Genomic DNA, 16,709 nt, shown 5'->3' with positions numbered 1-16,709 from the left:
CGCCCGACCCGCCCGACCCGCCCGACCGCAGCCCGACCTGCCCGCCGCCCGACCCGGCCGCAGCCTGGCCCGGTGTCCGCCTGACCTGGCGTCCCAGCCCATGGAGCCCCGCCGCCGCCTCCTTCTTTCCCGGCAACGCAGCTCGCTCCCCCAAAGTTGCCCATTCATCGCCGGTTAGCTCGGAAGGGTGATCTTCAGTCGGTGATCGCTGGTCACCACCAGGGCTTGCGGTGCGGCGGTAGCCTTGCTCGGTGCCGCTCTTGGGACCAGCCGACGAGTTGCCGCATCCGCCGCGCCGGGTGCTCGTGGCCGGCACGTCCGGCTCGGGGAAGTCCACCTTGGCGAACCTCGTCGCCCGCACCCTCGGCTTGTCCTACGTCGAAATGGACTCCCTGTTCCACGGTCCACAGTGGACGCCCCGGCCGGAGTTCGAGTCCGATGTGCGCCGATTCGTCAAGCTCGACACCTGGGCGACGGAGTGGCAGTACAGCCTGGCCCGGCCGGTCCTGCTGGAGCACGCGGACACGTTGGTCTGGTTGGACCACCCCCGCCACGTCGTGATGCGCCGGGTGGCGGTGCGCACGGCTCTCCGCCGTGTCCGCCGCCAGGAACTGTGGAACGGCAACGTCGAACCGCCCCTGCACACGGTGTTCACCGACCGGGAGCACCTGCTGCGCTGGGCGTGGAAATCACACGGCCGCACCCGCGAACGAGTCCGCGTCGTGCTCGAAGGGGCGCACGCCGAACGGGTCGCGGTGGTGCGGCTGCGAGGGCAGCGCGAGGTCGACCAATGGCGGTCAGGCCCTCTGCGCCGGGCCGCCGAACGGGGCGAGGAGTCGGTGCGATGAACGAGCGGACGGCGTTGGTGCTGGGCGGCACGGGGATGTTGAAGGGGTGCGCGGACGACCTGCTCGCCCAGGGCTGGCAGGTGGTGCTCCCCAGCCGCCGACCGGAGGGGAAGTTGGGTCGCGCGGCCAATGCGGCGTTGCGCGGGCGCAGCCACCTGCCGCACGTGAGCCAGGTCCGGGAGGTCGGTGCCGCGCAACGGGTCACGGTGACGGCGGACTGGTCCCGGCCGCAGGAGCTGACCGACCGCGTCCGCGAGGTGATGGACCGACCGGCGGACCTGCTGGTGGCGTGGGTGCACGCGAGCTACCGGGACGACGTGCTCCAGGCCGTCGCACCGCTCCTGGCCCCGCGCGCCCCGGTGGTCGAGGTCCACGACAGCGGCGCGATCAACCCGGTGCGCGGCGTGCCCGACCCGGCCCTGGACGGCCACCCGACCCAGCAGGTGGTGCTCGGCTTCGTCCGGCACGGCGGCAGCACCCGCTGGCTCAGCCACGAGGAGGCGTCGGTGGGCGTCCTGGAGGCCGTGCACCGGGCGCTGGCCGGCAGACCGCCGTCGGTGCACCAGGTCGGCGAGGTCGACACCTGGGTCATGCGGCACTAGACCACCGATCACCGAAGCTCCGGCACGGAGAAGGGCATGGCAGGCAACGACTACGGCGACGCGTCGATCACGATCCGCGAAGTCGACGAAGCGTTCCGCCGCAACCCGTCCCTGTTCTTCGGCGTCGGCCGGGACGACCCGAAGGCGGCGACCGCGGTCCTGCGCGGCGTCCTGGGTCACGGACTCCACCCGGCCACGGCCGTCGCGCCAACGCACACCCCGCAGGTCGACGCCCGAGTCCGCGGCGACCTCACCTTCGACGTCACGGACGACCAGTCCGACGCGGTGGACGAGCGGGGTGCGCTCCACCTCGGCTTCTACGGGGCGCTGCTCGGCCCCAACCGCTGGGCCGCTGCCGCCGCGGCTGCCCTCAGCACGCGCACCGAGGTCGAGGTGTGGCGGGACGGTCGAGGCTTCCGGCAGGTGCTCGCGGGGCTCCGCCCGACCGGGGAACCGGAGCCGTTCGACCCGCCGCCGGGGACCGGGACGCGGATGGCGTTCGACCTGGACCGCGACCACTTCGCCGTCGGGATCACGACCGAGCTCGGCTCCCTGGACCTGCACGGCCCGGACTGCCGGCCCGACCCCGCCGCACTCGGACTCGTCGTGCTCCGCGATCTCCGGCGCGACCGCGATCACGACCCGGACAGCGATCACGACACGGGCAGCGATCAAGACCCGGACAGCGGTCAAGAGCCGGACAGCCACCGTTGCCGGGAGCACCGCTTCAGGTAAGGGCGGTCAGCTCGGCCGCAAACCACGAACCAGCGACAACACCGACTCCCGGACCTCCACGAGGCTCCGCTCGGGCTGGAACACCTGCCAGTCCAGCGCGATCACCAGCAGCGTGCCGAACAACGCCGCCGACGCCGTGCCCACCTGCACACCCTCGGGCAACCGACCGGTGTCGGCCAACCGCTGCATCTGACCGCGCACGATCGACACGATGTCGTCCCGCAGCAAGCTCAACGTGTCGTGCCACTGACCTGGCGTCCGCCACAGCTCGGACACCAGCAACTGCCCGAACGCCGGGTACTCGGCGAAGAACCCGAGCATCCCGTCCACCAGCGACGCCATCGCCGCCGCCGTCTCCGACTCCTCCTCGGCCACCCGGAGCCGAGCCGCCAGCAGGTCGACGCCGTGCCGCAGCAACGCGTCCACCAGCGCGTCCTTGCTGGCGAAGTTGTAGTAGACGGTCCCCTTCGCCACCCCCGCCTCGGCGGCGATCTCCTCCACGGTCACGCCCGCCGCACCCCGCTCGCCGACCAGCCGCAGCGCGGCGTCGAACAGCTTCTGCTTGGTCACGGCGGTACGGCCCGGTCGCGTGCCGGTCACAGCCGCCACCCCCTCGGTCAGAGTCACAGCACCAGCTCGGGCCTGAGCCGAGCCGGCGTCCACACCCGCTGCCGGTACGCGGCGAGCGTCGCCAAGGCTAGGCCCGCCACCAGGTAGCCGACCAGGACCAGCGCGTCCCGTCCCACACCGCCCAGCGGCCCGCCGTACATGAGGTGCCGCAGCCCGTCCACCGCATACCCCATCGGCAGCCCGTGATGCAGCGGGTGCAGCGCCACGGGGATGGTCTGCCACGGGAACGTGCCGCCGGCGCTCACCAGCTGGAGGATCAGCAGCACCAGGCCGAGGAACTTCCCCACCGCCCCGAGCAGCGCGTTCAACCCGTGCAGCACCGCCACGAACGTCGCCGACACCAGCAGCAGGAACGCCTGCATGCCCACCGGGTGCGCCGGCCGGATGTCCACCACCACCGTGACCACGGCGAACATCACCACGACCTGCGCCGCGCCCAGCAGCACCCCCGGCAGCCAACCGCCCAGAGCCACCCGGAACGGTGACCGCCCACCCGCGAGCCCACGCCGCGACAACGGCCTGAGCAGCAGGAACAGCACGAACGCGCCGATCCACGTCGCCAACCCCAGGAAGAACGGCGCCAGCCCCGCGCCGTAGCTGCCCGCCGACGTCTGGCTCACCCCGCGCACGCTCACCGGGTCGCCGATGGTCCGCGCGGTCGCCTCACGGGTCGGATCGTCGGGGTCCGGGATCTCCGCGACCCCCGCCGCCAACCCGTCGCGCAGCTGGTTCGCCCCCTCCACCAGCTGTCCCGAACCGTCGCGCAGCCGCCCGGCGCCGTCACGCACCCGCACCGCACCTGACGCGACCTGCGCAGCCCCGTCGTCCAGCTTGACCACCGCATCGATCAACGCGGGCGTGCTCGCGGCGAGCTGCGCCGCACCGTCGGACACCCGACGAGCACCGTCCGCCAACGTCCGCAGCTGCCCGGCCGCGCCCTGGACCTGGGCGTTGGCGTCGTTTACCGGCTTCCGGGCCTCGCCCAGAGCCGCCACCACGCGCTGCACTTCCTCCTCGGAGAACCCGAGCGCGCGCAGCCGTGCCGCCACGTCCCCGTCCACCGCGCCGAGCCGGTCGACGAGACCCTGCGCCTTGACCGCGTAGTCCTCGGCCGTCGCCGCGACCTGCTCGTTCCCGTCGGCGACCTGCCGTGCGCCCGTCGCCAGCTGCTCGGCCCGCCCCGGCAGTTCCGCCGTCGAGTCGCGCAACCGCGTGAGCCCGGACGCCACCTGCGCCGCGCCGTCGGCCAACGGCACCGCACCGTCCGCGAGCTGCTGGGCACCGGCGTACGCGTCCTGCTGACCGCCGGCCAGCTTCGTCGCGCCGTCCGCCGCCTCGGCGGTCTTCTGCCGGATCGTGGAGAAGCCCAGCAGCAGCCGGTCCGCCGCCTCCGCGCCGACCTCCGCCGACACCGACCGGCGCACCTCGGCGACGACCTGGTTGGCGATCGTGGACCCCAGGTAGTTGTTCGCGTCGTTGGTGGTCAGCACGAGGACGCCCTGCCGGGGCGTGAAGTCGCCGGACGACTGCAGGGCCCGGGTGAAGTCCTCGGGCAAGGTCAACCCGAACGTGTAGGTCCCGTTGCGCACCCCTTCCTCGGCCTCCGCCGCGCCCACCCGCTGCCAGTCGAACCGGCCGCCGCGCACCAGCTCCTCGGCCACGTCGTGCCCGGCGTCCACGCGGGTGCCGTCGCTCGCGGTCGCGCCCTCGTCCTCCACGACCAGCGCGGCGGGCACCTGGTCGAGGTGCGCGTACGGGTCCTTGTTCGCGTACAGGTACAGGGCCGCGTACAGCAGCGGCACCAGCGTCAACGCCAGCACGGCGAGCTTGGGCAGCCGGCCGGCGGTGACCCGGCGCAGCTCGTTGAACGCCATCCGAACGGCGGTCACTCGGACTCCTCGGGAACGTTGTCGACGCCGATCCGCGCGACGGGCACGCCCAGGACGCCGGCAGAGGTGGTGGTGCAGAGCGCGACCACGGACCGGTCGGGCGTCACGTGCCCGCGCGCCAGCTCCCACCAGCCCTTCGGATCGCCGTGGTAGCGGTCGGGGCTGTCCAGCACGAGCGCTTCGACGCCGGGACGTCCTGCGGCGAGTTCCAGCGTCAGCGCGCACCGGGTGGCGGCCGGCACCTGCTCGAACCGGTGGTCCAGGTACTCGTCGGCGCCCCGCTCGACCAGCCAGGCCGCCACCGCCCTGCGCCCGCTGCGGACGCCGTTCATGGCCAGTTCCTCGCCGACCACGCCCGCCAGCGTGAGCGACCCCTCGGGCTCGGTCACGTCGGGGGAGTCGACCAGCACGACGCGCTCGCGCAGGTCGGCCGGGGAGGGCGAGACCTCGCCGGTGCTCGGCCGCATCCGCCCGGCCAGCACCAGCCCGAGCGCCGTGTGCCCGGCGCCGGGATCGCCCGCCACCAGCACCAGCTCGCCCGGCTCGACCAGCAGGGACGTCGGCTCCAGCAACGGGCCGCGCGGCCCGGTGACGCCGACGCGCCGAGCGTGGATCTGCACCGCGGACCTCCTTTTGAACTGACCGGTCAGTTCAAATAGTCGTCCGGCCCGTGCCGACCCGCAAGCGGGTGTGACCTATCGCAACGCCCCCGCCGGGCGCACCTCCCACATCGTCCACAGCGGCCGGTACCCCTGGCGCGGCCAGAACACCGAGGACAGCGGGTTCGGCGGGTTGTAGTACAGGTAGGTGCCGACCGTGCCCAGCCGGTGCAGCTCGCGGTGCGCGTGCGCCATGACCTGGCGGCCCAGACCGGCGCCCCGCGCGCCCGGCAGCACGGACACGCAGTTGACGTAACCCCACCGCCCGTGCGGCAGCCTGGTCGCGGTCCAGTTGCCCGGCTCGGACGTCACCACCGCGCACTCGGCCAACGCCACCGCGATGCCGTCCCGCTCGGCCAGCCACGCCGGACCGCCCGCGGCCAGCCGCTCGGCCAGCGTCCGCCGCTTCAGCTCCACCGCGTCCGGCCGGTGCACCGTCGAACCCACCATCGACGAGTAGCGCAGCTCGGCCAGCGCGAGCGTCAGCACCGTCTCCAGGTCCGCGGGCGTGGCGCGGCGGATCGTCGCGGTGCCCGTCGCCGGCGGGGGAGGACCCTGGCGCACGGCGATCACGGTCAGCGGCACCAACCCGTGGTCCAGCAGCGCCCTGGACGCCTCCGCGTCCCGGCTCGGCCAGGTCAGCACGCACGCCGAGTCGCGTTCGGCCGGCGACAGCAGGTCCAGCCGCTTGCGCCACGCGCGCAGCAGCGCGTCCATGCCCGCCGCGCCCGTCGCGCCCAGCAGCGGCGTCAGCTCCCACACCTCGGTGGCCGACCACAGCCGGGCGGCCGACCGCCGCTCGTGCACCTGCCGGTGCAGCACGCCCGCGACCCTGGTGCCGTCCGGCAGCGCGGCGGTGATGACGTCGCCCTCCGGCGGCGCGACCACCGGCGGCAACAGCGGGTCGACGCTCGTGAAGCGCGCGCTCTGCGCGTCCATCAGCCCTTGACCGACGGTCATGCCAGGCAGGTTACGGCTTGCGCGTGCGGAAGATCGCGGTGCCCGGGAACAGCCGGCCGCGCAGCGGGCTCCACTGGCCCCACGTGCGGGTGTGCCCCGCCGGCCACTCCGGCTCGACCACGTCCACCAGCTCCAGGCCCGCGCCGACGAGCGCCCGCACGTAGTCCCCGGTGGTCCGGTGGTGCTCCACGTACGTGGCCCGGCCGCTGTCGTCGACCTCGACGTACGGGGTGCGGTCGAAGTACGACTGGGTGACGGTCAGCCCGCCCGGCCCGGGGTCGTCCGGGAAAATCCACCGGATCGGGTGAGTCACCGAGAAAACCCACGGCGCGCCCGGCCGCAGCACCCGCGCGACCTCGCCGAACACCTCGCCGACGTCCGCCACGAACGGCACCGCGCCGAACGCCGAGCACGCCGCGTCGAAGCTCCCGGACGCGAACGGCAGCTGGTCCGCGCTCGCCTGCACCAGCGGCACGGCCACGCCGGTCGCCTCGTTCGCCGCCACGGCGTGCCGCAGCATCCCGGCCGAGATGTCGAACGCCACCGCGCGCGCACCGCGGGCCGTCAGCCACCTGGCGCACGGCGCGGAACCGCAGCCGACCTCCAGGATTCGGCGTCCGCGCAGGTCACCGAGGTAGCCGGCGTCCTCCTCGCGGACACCTTCCGGGCACCAGACGAAGTCCGCCGAGCCAAGGAAGTCGCCGTGCTCGGCGTGGTAGTCGTCCGCGTCGGCGTCCCACCAGATCCGGTTGGCCGTGCGCGACTCGGCCGCGTCGACGCCCCGCTTGGCGATGCCGGTCGTGCCGAGCGCCAGTTCCGCGCTCGCGTGCTGGTCGGACACACTGCTCCATTCAAGGGGGTGCGTTTGCCGGGTGGACGGCCGGCCGCGTACGATATCGCCCGCGTAGTGGGTTCGCGCTGTCCTTGATCGGTGATCACCTGGTGAGTCGGTCTTCGCGGGTGGGGCGCGCCCTCCGCGTAGCGTTGAACCCGCAGGCCTAACCCCAATCCGTACCGGAGCCACCTACCTAATGTCCACCGACACCACCACTGTCCCGGTTGCCGCTGCGCCGAAGCAGGTCGCCATCAACGATATCGGGACGGAGGAGGACTTCCTCGCTGCTATCGACAAGACGATCAAGTACTTCAACGACGGCGATATCGTCGAGGGCACCATCGTCAAGGTCGACCGGGACGAGGTCCTGCTCGACATCGGCTACAAGACCGAGGGCGTCATCCCCTCGCGCGAGTTGTCGATCAAGCACGACGTCGACCCCAACGAGGTCGTCAAGGTTGGTGACGAGGTCGAGGCTCTTGTTCTCCAGAAGGAGGACAAGGAAGGTCGGCTGATCCTCTCCAAGAAGCGCGCGCAGTACGAGCGCGCCTGGGGCACCATCGAGGCGCTCAAGGAGAAGGACGAGCCCGTCAAGGGCACGGTCATCGAGGTCGTCAAGGGCGGCCTGATCCTGGACATCGGCCTGCGCGGCTTCCTCCCCGCCTCCCTGGTCGAGATGCGCCGCGTGCGCGACCTCCAGCCGTACGTCGGCCGGGAGCTCGAAGCCAAGATCATCGAGCTGGACAAGAACCGCAACAACGTGGTCCTGTCCCGCCGTGCGTGGCTCGAGCAGACCCAGTCCGAGGTCCGCAGCGAGTTCCTCAACCAGCTGCAGAAGGGCCAGGTCCGCAAGGGCGTCGTGTCCTCCATCGTCAACTTCGGTGCCTTCGTGGACCTGGGTGGCGTGGACGGCCTGGTGCACGTCTCGGAGCTGTCCTGGAAGCACATCGACCACCCGTCCGAGGTCGTCGAGGTCGGCCAGGAGGTCACGGTCGAGGTCCTGGACGTCGACATGGAGCGCGAGCGCGTGTCGCTGTCGCTCAAGGCGACGCAGGAAGACCCGTGGCGCCAGTTCGCCCGCACCCACGCGATCGGCCAGATCGTGCCGGGCAAGGTCACCAAGCTCGTCCCGTTCGGCGCGTTCGTCCGGGTGGACGAGGGCATCGAGGGCCTGGTCCACATCTCCGAGCTGGCCGAGCGCCACGTCGAGATCCCGGAGCAGGTCGTGCAGGTCGGCGACGACGTCATGGTCAAGGTCATCGACATCGACCTCGACCGTCGCCGGATCTCGCTGTCGCTCAAGCAGGCCAACGAGGGCTTCACGGTCGACTCCGAGTTCGACCCGACCCAGTACGGCATGGCCGCCGAGTACGACGACCAGGGGAACTACATCTACCCCGAGGGCTTCGACCCGGAGACCCAGGAGTGGCAGGAAGGCTTCGACAAGCAGCGCGAGGAGTGGGAGCGTCAGTACGCCGAGGCCCACACGCGCTACGAGGCCCACATGAAGCAGGTGGCCAAGGCCGCCGCGGCCGAGGAAGAGGCCGCCGGGGAGACGAACTACTCCTCCGGTGGCGAGGCTCCGGCCGCCGCGACCTCGTCCAGCACGGGCGCCCCGGCTCAGGCCGGCGGCACCCTGGCGAGCGACGAGCAGCTGGCCGCGCTCCGCGAGAAGCTGTCGGGCGGCGCCTGAGCAGCACCGGCCGACGGCACCTCGTCGGCTGACTGATCGACACGATCGCCCCCTGCCCACTACGGGCGGGGGGCGATCGTCGTTTCGGCTTCTCGCGGTGCGAAGTCGTTGTGGTGCGCTAAGTTGAGAGTCCTATGGGCGTGCGGACGGCGGTGTTGGCAGCTGTGGTGGTGCTCGTGTGCGCGGCGTGCTCCACCGAGAAGAGGCCGCCCGCAGCCGCTCCGCAGATCCCGACGATCCTGCCGCCGACGACGTTCACCAGAGCGCCGCAGATGACGGACAGACCGCTGCCCGACGACTGCGAGCTGATCGTGCCCGTCACGAGCCTGCACAAGTTCCTCGGCCGTGAGCTGCCCGGCGAGCTGAGAACGATCATCGGCATCCCGGAGCCCTCGCTCGCCCGGACCGGGAAGGTCGACTGCTACTACGGCCTCGGTGAGCGCCAACCGCTCGGCGCCGCGCCCGTCGTCGTCGGCCTGGCCACCTACGCGGACCCCGGGGCGGCCGGCACCAGGGTCGAGGAGAGCGTCGCCGCCGAGCGCGAGGACGGTGCTTCCGTCACCCAGGTGGACGTGGGCAAGGTGAAGGCGTCCCTGGTCAGGACGAAGGACGAGCGGCTGCTCATCGGGTCACTGGGCAAGACCACGTTCGTGAGCCGCGCGAAGGCCGACGTGGTGCCGGACGACCAGGTCGGGGTCTTCCTCGCCGCCCTGGCCCAGCAGTCCATGACGCCGATCGAGGACGCCTGAGGCCGACGGCCGGGTGGAGCCGGAGCATGGCAGGCTGGTCGTCATGTTGCGCGTGGGGCTCTCCGGGGGAATCGGGTCGGGCAAGTCGACGGTGGCGGGCAGGCTCGCCGAGCACGGGGCGGTGGTCATCGACTCCGACCGGCTGGCCCGGGAGGTGGTCGAACCCGGCACCGACGGCCTCCGCGAGATCGTCGAGGCGTTCGGCCCGGACGTCCTGGACGCCGACGGCGCGCTGAACCGGCCGGCCCTCGCGGCCAAGGTTTTCGGTGACGACAAGTCCCTGACCACGCTGAACGGCATCACCCACCCCAGGATCGCGGCCCGCACGGCCGAGCTGCTCGCCGCCGCGCCCGAGGACGCGATCGTGGTGCACGACGTGCCGCTGCTGGTCGAGAACACCATGGCGCCGCTCTACCACCTGGTCCTGATCGTGCACGCGGACCTCGACCAGCGCCTCACCAGGCTGCGTGACCGCGGCATGGCGGAGGAGGACGCGCGCCGCCGCATCGCCGCGCAGGCCGACGACGAGCGCCGCCGCGCGGTGGCGGACGTGTGGCTGGACAACTCCGGGCCGCGCGAAGTGGTGCAGGCGCAGGTGGACGAGCTGTGGGCGGACCGGCTGGTGCGATACGAGTCGAACATCAGGCTGAAGCGGTACGCGCCCGGTGCGCCGGTCGTGGTGCCGTACGACGAGACGTGGCCGGTGCAGGCGGAACGGGTCGCGGCCCGGATCAGCGTGGCGGCGGGCGGCCGGCGGGTCGAGCACATCGGGTCCACGTCCGTGCCGGGGCTCGCGGCCAAGGACGTGCTGGACTTCCAGGTGGGCGTGACGTCGATGGAGGAAGCCGCCGGGTTGGAGGAGGCGCTGACGTCGGCCGGGTTCCCGAGCCTGGGCATCCGCGAGGATGCGGTGCGGTACGAGGGCGACGCGCCGGAGGACTGGCACAAGCGGCTGCACGCGGGGGCGGACCCGGGTCGGCGGGCCAACCTGCACGTCCGGGTGGAGGGCGGGCCGGCCTGGAACTGGGCGGTGCGGTTCCGCGACTGGCTGCGCGCCGACGAGCGGGCGCGGGACGAGTACGCGGCGGTGAAGCTGGAGCTGGCCGAGAAGCACAAGGGTGACGCGGAAGGCTTCGCGTACGGCGAGGCCAAGGAGCCCTGGATGGCCGCCGCGACGGCGCGGGTCGACGCCTTCTACGGGGGAGTGCGGGCGTGACCGCTGCTCAGAGCGACGGCCACATGTCGTAGATGCCGCGGTGCGTCAGCCACGTGCGGAGGTCGTGCCGGTGCAGGCTGACCTCCTCCAGGGTGCGGTGCACGGTGCGCAGGGCCTGGTCGGCGTCGCCGGGGCCGAGGACGCGCCCGGCGACGGCGGCGGCGAACTCCTCGCAGCGCACGATCCGCGCGGTCGTGCCGCCCGGCACGGCCAAGCCCAGGAGCAGGTCCGTCGTGCGCCACGAGCGGCCGTCGCGCTGGACGCGAACGGCGCTCAGCACGCTCGGGCCGCTGCGCGCGTGCCGTGAACGGGGCCGGTGGTGGGTCAGCCGGAGGCCCAGGTCGGGCATCAACCAGGTGACCTCGGAATCGGAGAAGGGATCCTCCGGGGTGGGGCATTCGAGCCGCAGACCCCAGGGCTCCACCCGACAGGTGGACAGGTACCGCGACATCCCACTGGAGTAGCTGCGAACAGCGCTGACGGTGTCGACAACGTCGACCAGCTGAGGTGTGATGACCGCTCCCACGCGACCCGAGGGTAGCCGGAGATGTGCTCCAGGTAACTATGCGGGTTGATTCGTTACATCACGGTCTGTGTGGTAAGCGGTCTCTATCAGGTGACGGACACGATCGGCGGTTGACCAGCAAGTGTGACCGTCTGTATTAGCGGCGACACCAGGTGGTGACCGTGCCCTGGGAGGCCAGCCAGCGCACCGCGTCGTACCCGTGCGCCGAGATCCCCGCCACCGCGCGGTACGTCGTCTCCAGCGCCCACTGCGCCCGGTCCGCCTGGACGAGGCCCTGGTCGAGGGCGGTCAGCAGCTCGTCGGTGTCCAGCACGGTCACGCTCCGGCCGGTGCGCACGACCAGGTCCAGGTACAGGTCGACGGTCTTCCACACCGAACCGCTGGAGCTGATCTCGACCACGTCCACGTACAGGTCGTAGTCGCGCTCGTGCCCGGGGTGCCAGGACTGCCGGGTCAGGCGCAGGCCGTGCGCGGGCAGCAGCCACGACTCGAAGTGGGTCAGGTGCGGGTGTCCAGGCACCGGGCGGGACATGTACAGGCCGTCCGGTGTCAGCCGGTACTCCTCGACCCCGCGGAGGTGGCCCTTGGGATCGGTGTTGCTCTTCGCGTCGAGGTCGAAGTACTCGATCTTCGGCGGGTGGATGTGCATGCGGGTCCCGGCGGTGCTCGACGTCACAACGGCGACTTTAGGCAGCGACACCTCTGGATTACCCCTTCCTGTCACCCGAAAGAAGGATGATCGCTTACTCTTCCCGCCATGTTCGGCATCATCCGCCCCTGTCGCAACCGCCTCGGCCCTGAGCTGCGGGAGTCCTGGATGGCCCACCTGTGCGGGCTGTGCCTGGCGTTGCGGGACGACCACGGCCACATGGCACGCCTGGTCACCAACTACGACGGCCTGGTCATCTCGGCCCTGGTCGAGGCACAGGTGGGTGCGCAGTCCGGGCGGACGCGGCGGGCCGCGGGGCCGTGCGCGCTCCGCGGGATGCAGTCGGCGGACGTGGCCGTGGGCACGGGTGCGCGCTTGGCCGCGACGGTGTCGCTGGTGCTGGCGTCGGCGAAGGTCGGCGACCACGTGTCCGACGGCGACGGCGTGTTCGCGAGCGCGCCGATGCGCGGGGTCGGCCGGCAGGTGGCGCGTCGGTGGGCGGCGCAGGCCTCGGCCACCGGGCTTGACCTGGGCTTCGACACGGCGGTGCTGGTGGACGCGGTGCGGCGGCAGTCGTCCGTCGAGGCTGCGGCCGGCTTGGGGTCGTCGGTGCTGCTGGTGACCGAGCCGACGGAGACGGCTTCGGGTGAGGCCGTGGCGCAGACCGCCGTGCTGGCCGGACGTCCGGGGAACGCGGAGCCGTTGCGCGAGGTCGGGCGGCTGTTCGGGCGGATGGCGCACCTGCTGGACGCGGTGGAGGACCTGGAGGAGGACCGGGCGTCCGGGTCGTGGAACCCGTTGTCGGCGACCGGGACGACGGTGGACGAGGCGCGGCGGTTGTGCGATGACGCGGCGTTGGGGATCAAGCTCGCCCTGAAGGAAGTGGAGTTCGCGGACGACCGGCTGGTGCACGTGCTGCTGGTGCACGAGGTGCAGGAGTCGATCCGGCGGGCTTTCGGCGAGGGGCACGGGCACGGGGCGCACGAAGGGCCGCGCCTCCACACCCCACCCCCGCCGCCGGGGTGGCAGCCCGCGCCGGGGATGTACCCGCCGCCGGCGCCGTACGGGCAGCAGCCCGGCCCGCACCGGGGGAGCACGCCGCCTCCCGGGCACGTGCCGCCGCCCTCGGCTCCCGGTCACGGCGGGCCGCCGCAGCCGCCGACCGGTGGCAAGGGCCGGAAGAAGCGCGGCGGCGAGCCGTTGCGGCCGGGCAGCGGGCTGTGGTTCTGGCCCAAGCTGAAGGAGCCGCCCGTGAGGCGCGGGGCGATCCTGGGCTGCCTCGCGGTGCTCTACCAGTGCGGCACGTGCCAGCAGTGCTGTCGCGACCCCTTCCCCGGCCCGTTCAGCGGCAAGCCGAACGGCACGTGCGGCGACTGCTCGTGCCCCGACTGCTCGGGCTGCTCGGGCTGCGACTGCTCCTGCTGACGGCGTGCCCTGACGTGGTGTGACCTGGTGCGATGGAACTTTGTCGTACCCCCGGCGTACCGTCGTGTCCGTGGCTTTCCCTACCGAGATCCCGGTCAAGGCGCACTCGTCGCACCGTCCCGTCGGTGACATCCCGCGCACCGACGGGAAGTTCCGCGTGGTCAGCGACTACCAGCCGGCGGGCGACCAGCCCGCGGCGATCGCGGAGCTCGAACGGCGCGTCCGCGCCGGTGAGAAGGACGTGGTGCTGCTCGGCGCCACCGGCACCGGCAAGTCCGCGACGACGGCCTGGCTCGTGGAGAAGGTGCAGCGGCCGACGCTGGTGATGGCGCCGAACAAGACGCTGGCCGCGCAGCTGGCGAACGAGCTGAAGGGGTACTTCCCGGACAACGCGGTGGAGTACTTCGTCAGCTACTACGACTACTACCAGCCCGAGGCGTACATCCCGCAGACGGACACGTACATCGAGAAGGACTCCTCGATCAACGAAGACGTCGAACGGCTGCGCCACTCGGCCACGATGAGCCTGCTGACCAGGCGTGACGTGATCGTGGTCGCGTCCGTGTCCTGCATCTACGGCCTCGGCACGCCCCAGTCGTACCTCGACCGGTCGATCAAGCTGGAGGTCGGCGGCGAGGTCGAGCGCGACCTGCTGCTGCGCGCCCTGGTCGACATCCAGTACACCCGCAACGACATCGCGTTCAACCGCGGCACGTTCCGGGTCCGCGGCGACACGGTCGAGATCATCCCGGCGTACGAGGAGCTGGCGCTGCGCGTCGAGTTCTTCGGCGACGAGATCGACAAGCTGTACTACCTGCACCCCTTGACCGGTGACGTGGTCAAGGAGGTGGACGAGCTGCGCATCTTCCCGGCCACCCACTACGTCGCGGGTCCGGAGCGGATGGAGAAGGCGATCCGCAACATCGAGACCGAGCTGGCCGAGCGGCTGGCCACGTTGGAGCGGCAGGGCAAGCTGCTGGAGGCGCAGCGCCTGCGCATGCGCACCGCGTACGACGTCGAGATGATGCGCCAGGTCGGCTTCTGCAACGGCATCGAGAACTACTCCCGGCACATCGACGACCGCGGCGCGGGCACCGCCCCGGCGACCCTGATCGACTACTTCCCGGACGACTTCCTGCTGGTGATCGACGAGTCGCACGTGACGGTGCCGCAGATCGGCGGCATGTACGAGGGCGACGCGTCCCGCAAGCGCAACCTGGTGGACCACGGCTTCCGGCTGCCGAGCGCCCTGGACAACCGCCCGTTGACGTGGGAGGAGTTCGCCGACCGGATCGGGCAGACGGTCTACCTGTCGGCCACCCCCGGCCCGTACGAGATGGGCCAGGCCGGCGGCGAGTTCGTGGAGCAGGTCATCCGGCCGACCGGTCTGGTCGACCCGGAGGTCGTGGTCAAGCCGACCGAGGGGCAGATCGACGACCTGGTCCACGAGATCCGGACGCGGGCGGAGAAGGACGAGCGGGTCCTGGTCACCACGCTGACCAAGAAGATGGCCGAAGACCTGACCGACTACCTGCTGGAGCTGGGCATCCGGGTCCGGTACCTGCACTCCGAGGTCGACACGCTGCGCCGGGTCGAGCTGCTGCGCCAGTTGCGGCTGGGTGACTACGACGTGCTGATCGGCATCAACCTGCTGCGCGAGGGGTTGGACCTGCCGGAGGTGTCGCTGGTCGCGATCCTGGACGCGGACAAGGAGGGCTTCCTGCGCTCGGGGACCAGCCTGATCCAGACGATCGGGCGCGCGGCGCGCAACGTGTCCGGTGAGGTCCACATGTACGCGGACCGGATCACGGACTCGATGCGGCACGCGATCGACGAGACGAACCGCCGGCGGGCCAAGCAGGTCGCGTACAACGAGGAACGCGGGCTCGACCCGCAGCCGTTGCGCAAGAAGATCACGGACATCCTGGAGCAGGTGTACGCGGAGGCCGAGGACGCCATCGCGCCCGGCGGGTCGGGTCGCAACGCGTCGCGGGGCAAGAAGCCGACCGGGGACCCGGGTGCCGGCGGTCGTGCCGGCTCGGGGGTGCTGGCCGGTCGCGACACCGGGACCATGGCGCGGTCCGAGCTGGCCGATCTGGTGCAGCAGCTGACCGACCAGATGATGAACGCGGCCCGGGAGCTCCAGTTCGAGCTGGCGGCCCGGTTGCGCGACGAGATCCAGGACCTGAAGAAGGAGCTGCGCGGGATGGACGCGGCCGGCGTCAAGTAAGGCGTCGCGCCTGGCGGCCGGTGGCGCGCCGGGCGGCTAGATGCCGCGCCGGGCGGCTAGATGCCGCCGGGTGGCTGCTGCGGTGCCCGGATGGCTGGTGGCGGGCCGGGTGTCGGGTGGCGTGCCGGGTGGTTGGCGGCTGGGTGCCGCGCCGGGCGGCTGCTGCGGTGCCGGATGGCCGGTGGCGGGCCGGGTGCCGGTGGTTGGCGGCTGGTGGCGCGCCGGGCGGCTGGTGGCGCACCAGGTGGTTGGCGGCTGGATGCCGCGCCAGGCGGCTGCTGCCGCGCCGGATGGCCGGTGGCGTGCGGGGGGTTGGTGGCTGCTGCCGTGCCGGGTGGCTGGTGTAGGGCCGGGTGGCTGCTGCGGTGCCGGGCGGCTGGTGGCGTGCGGGGGGTTGGTGGCTGCTGCCGTGCCAGGTGGCTGGTGTCGGGCTGGGTGGCTGCTGCGGTGCCGCGTGGCTGGTGGCGAACCAGGTGGCGGGTAGCGCGCCGGGTGGCCGGTGTCGGGCCGGGTGGCCGCTGAACCGCCACCCGGCGAGCGTTCCGGCTCCCGGCCGATTACCGCCTCCCGCCGACCACCGCCTCCCCGCCGCAGCCCGGGCGGCGGTTCAGCGGGTGGTCAGGGCGGTGCGGATCTTGGCCACCACGGCGTGTTCGGCCTGGCCCACTCGGCCGTCGGCCGAAGCGACCTCCTCGCAGATCGCGAGCACGGTCGAGGGGAAGGCGTCGGCGTCCCCCGGGGCCTTGGCGGCCAAGATCGCCACCGAGTGGCGCAGTGCTTCGAGCACGCCGTGCTCCACGTCGGTAGTCGTGCCGGCGGGGAGTTCGGGTCGGGCGGCGCCCAGGAGTCGGCGCAGCGGCGGCGAGAACGTCGCCATGGCCCGGATGCCCGCGTGGCTCTCCTCGTCCAGGGCACCCGGCTCTGCGGTGGACACCAGCACCATCGCGCCGAAGACGGCCGTGCGCAGGGTCCGGCTCTCCTCGTCCGTGTAGACAGTCACGTGACCACCTTAAGAGAAGCGGCGCACCGGGAAGTCCCGATGCGCCGCTCCACCCTCGTCACC

The 16,709-nt window shown here is 72.1% G+C and carries 16 protein-coding genes; 8 read left to right on the top strand and 8 right to left on the bottom strand.

Annotation, left to right across the window (positions count from 1 at the left end):
* Positions 1–251: 251 nt before the first annotated feature.
* The 3 genes from OQ02_RS34890 to OQ02_RS34880 are packed head-to-tail and all read left to right on the top strand — an operon-like array spanning position 252 to position 2,185.
* On the top strand, positions 252–848 hold the full coding sequence (locus tag OQ02_RS34890; protein WP_033442920.1) for an ATPase AAA: 597 nt from the start codon (positions 252–254) through the stop codon (positions 846–848).
* Entirely contained in the window at positions 845–1,450 is a 606-nt protein-coding gene (locus OQ02_RS34885) for a hypothetical protein (protein WP_033442919.1), read from the top strand. The genes OQ02_RS34890 and OQ02_RS34885 overlap by 4 nt, the downstream gene beginning before the upstream one ends.
* 36 nt (positions 1,451–1,486) lie before the next feature.
* Positions 1,487–2,185, top strand: a complete 699-nt coding sequence (locus tag OQ02_RS34880; RefSeq protein WP_051773163.1) for a hypothetical protein — start codon at positions 1,487–1,489, stop codon at positions 2,183–2,185.
* Between the two features lie 6 nt (positions 2,186–2,191).
* Here the strand turns inward: OQ02_RS34880 and OQ02_RS34875 are convergent, their stop codons facing one another.
* The 5 genes from OQ02_RS34875 to OQ02_RS34855 all read right to left on the bottom strand — a co-directional run bounded on the left by OQ02_RS34875 (position 2,192) and on the right by OQ02_RS34855 (position 7,164).
* A complete protein-coding gene (locus OQ02_RS34875) occupies positions 2,192–2,794 on the bottom strand; it encodes a TetR/AcrR family transcriptional regulator (protein WP_197043634.1) in 603 nt (200 codons plus the stop codon).
* Between the two features lie 14 nt (positions 2,795–2,808).
* Positions 2,809–4,704, bottom strand: a complete 1,896-nt coding sequence (locus tag OQ02_RS34870; protein WP_033442918.1) for a YhgE/Pip domain-containing protein — start codon at positions 4,702–4,704, stop codon at positions 2,809–2,811.
* The gene (locus OQ02_RS34865) at positions 4,701–5,324 is read right to left on the bottom strand and encodes a hypothetical protein (RefSeq protein WP_033442917.1); all 624 of its coding nucleotides are present in this window, start codon (positions 5,322–5,324) and stop codon (positions 4,701–4,703) included. The genes OQ02_RS34870 and OQ02_RS34865 overlap by 4 nt, the downstream gene beginning before the upstream one ends.
* A gap of 75 nt (positions 5,325–5,399) precedes the next feature.
* Positions 5,400–6,323 carry a GNAT family N-acetyltransferase gene (locus tag OQ02_RS34860; RefSeq protein ID WP_033442916.1) on the bottom strand — a complete coding sequence of 308 codons (924 nt, stop codon included), beginning with the start codon at positions 6,321–6,323 and terminating at the stop codon, positions 5,400–5,402.
* 10 nt (positions 6,324–6,333) lie between these two features.
* On the bottom strand, positions 6,334–7,164 hold the full coding sequence (locus tag OQ02_RS34855; protein WP_033442915.1) for a class I SAM-dependent methyltransferase: 831 nt from the start codon (positions 7,162–7,164) through the stop codon (positions 6,334–6,336).
* Positions 7,165–7,354: 190 nt separating this feature from the next.
* Here OQ02_RS34855 and rpsA point away from each other — a divergent pair, with 190 nt between their 5' ends.
* The 3 genes from rpsA to coaE all read left to right on the top strand — a co-directional run bounded on the left by rpsA (position 7,355) and on the right by coaE (position 10,816).
* Positions 7,355–8,851: a 30S ribosomal protein S1 gene (gene rpsA, locus OQ02_RS34850; RefSeq protein ID WP_033442914.1), complete on the top strand. Its 1,497-nt coding sequence runs from the start codon at positions 7,355–7,357 to the stop codon at positions 8,849–8,851.
* A gap of 134 nt (positions 8,852–8,985) precedes the next feature.
* Positions 8,986–9,600, top strand: coding sequence for a hypothetical protein (locus OQ02_RS34845; protein ID WP_051773162.1), 615 nt, complete (start codon positions 8,986–8,988; stop codon positions 9,598–9,600).
* A gap of 43 nt (positions 9,601–9,643) precedes the next feature.
* Positions 9,644–10,816: a dephospho-CoA kinase gene (gene coaE / locus OQ02_RS34840; protein WP_033442945.1), complete on the top strand. Its 1,173-nt coding sequence runs from the start codon at positions 9,644–9,646 to the stop codon at positions 10,814–10,816.
* A 7-nt stretch (positions 10,817–10,823) separates the two neighbouring features.
* Here coaE and OQ02_RS34835 read toward each other — a convergent pair whose 3' ends face one another.
* The gene (locus OQ02_RS34835; protein ID WP_033442913.1) at positions 10,824–11,342 is read right to left on the bottom strand and encodes a DUF402 domain-containing protein; all 519 of its coding nucleotides are present in this window, start codon (positions 11,340–11,342) and stop codon (positions 10,824–10,826) included.
* A gap of 136 nt (positions 11,343–11,478) precedes the next feature.
* A complete protein-coding gene (locus tag OQ02_RS34830; protein WP_033442944.1) occupies positions 11,479–11,991 on the bottom strand; it encodes a DUF402 domain-containing protein in 513 nt (170 codons plus the stop codon).
* A gap of 108 nt (positions 11,992–12,099) precedes the next feature.
* Between OQ02_RS34830 and OQ02_RS34825 the strand changes: the two genes are divergently transcribed.
* The gene (locus tag OQ02_RS34825; protein ID WP_033442912.1) at positions 12,100–13,416 is read left to right on the top strand and encodes a DUF5685 family protein; all 1,317 of its coding nucleotides are present in this window, start codon (positions 12,100–12,102) and stop codon (positions 13,414–13,416) included.
* A gap of 70 nt (positions 13,417–13,486) precedes the next feature.
* Entirely contained in the window at positions 13,487–15,646 is a 2,160-nt protein-coding gene (uvrB, locus tag OQ02_RS34820; RefSeq protein WP_033442943.1) for an excinuclease ABC subunit UvrB, read from the top strand.
* Positions 15,647–16,253: 607 nt separating this feature from the next.
* Here the strand turns inward: uvrB and OQ02_RS34815 are convergent.
* Positions 16,254–16,646, bottom strand: a complete 393-nt coding sequence (locus tag OQ02_RS34815; RefSeq protein ID WP_033442911.1) for a hypothetical protein — start codon at positions 16,644–16,646, stop codon at positions 16,254–16,256.
* Positions 16,647–16,709 lie beyond the last annotated feature (63 nt).

Source organism: Saccharothrix sp. NRRL B-16314, assembly GCF_000716595.1.
In the GTDB taxonomy this organism is placed as follows: Bacteria; Actinomycetota; Actinomycetes; order Mycobacteriales; family Pseudonocardiaceae; genus Actinosynnema.
The sequence above is the reverse complement of the archived record's forward strand: the minus strand, read 5'-3'. Positions and strand labels throughout refer to the sequence as shown.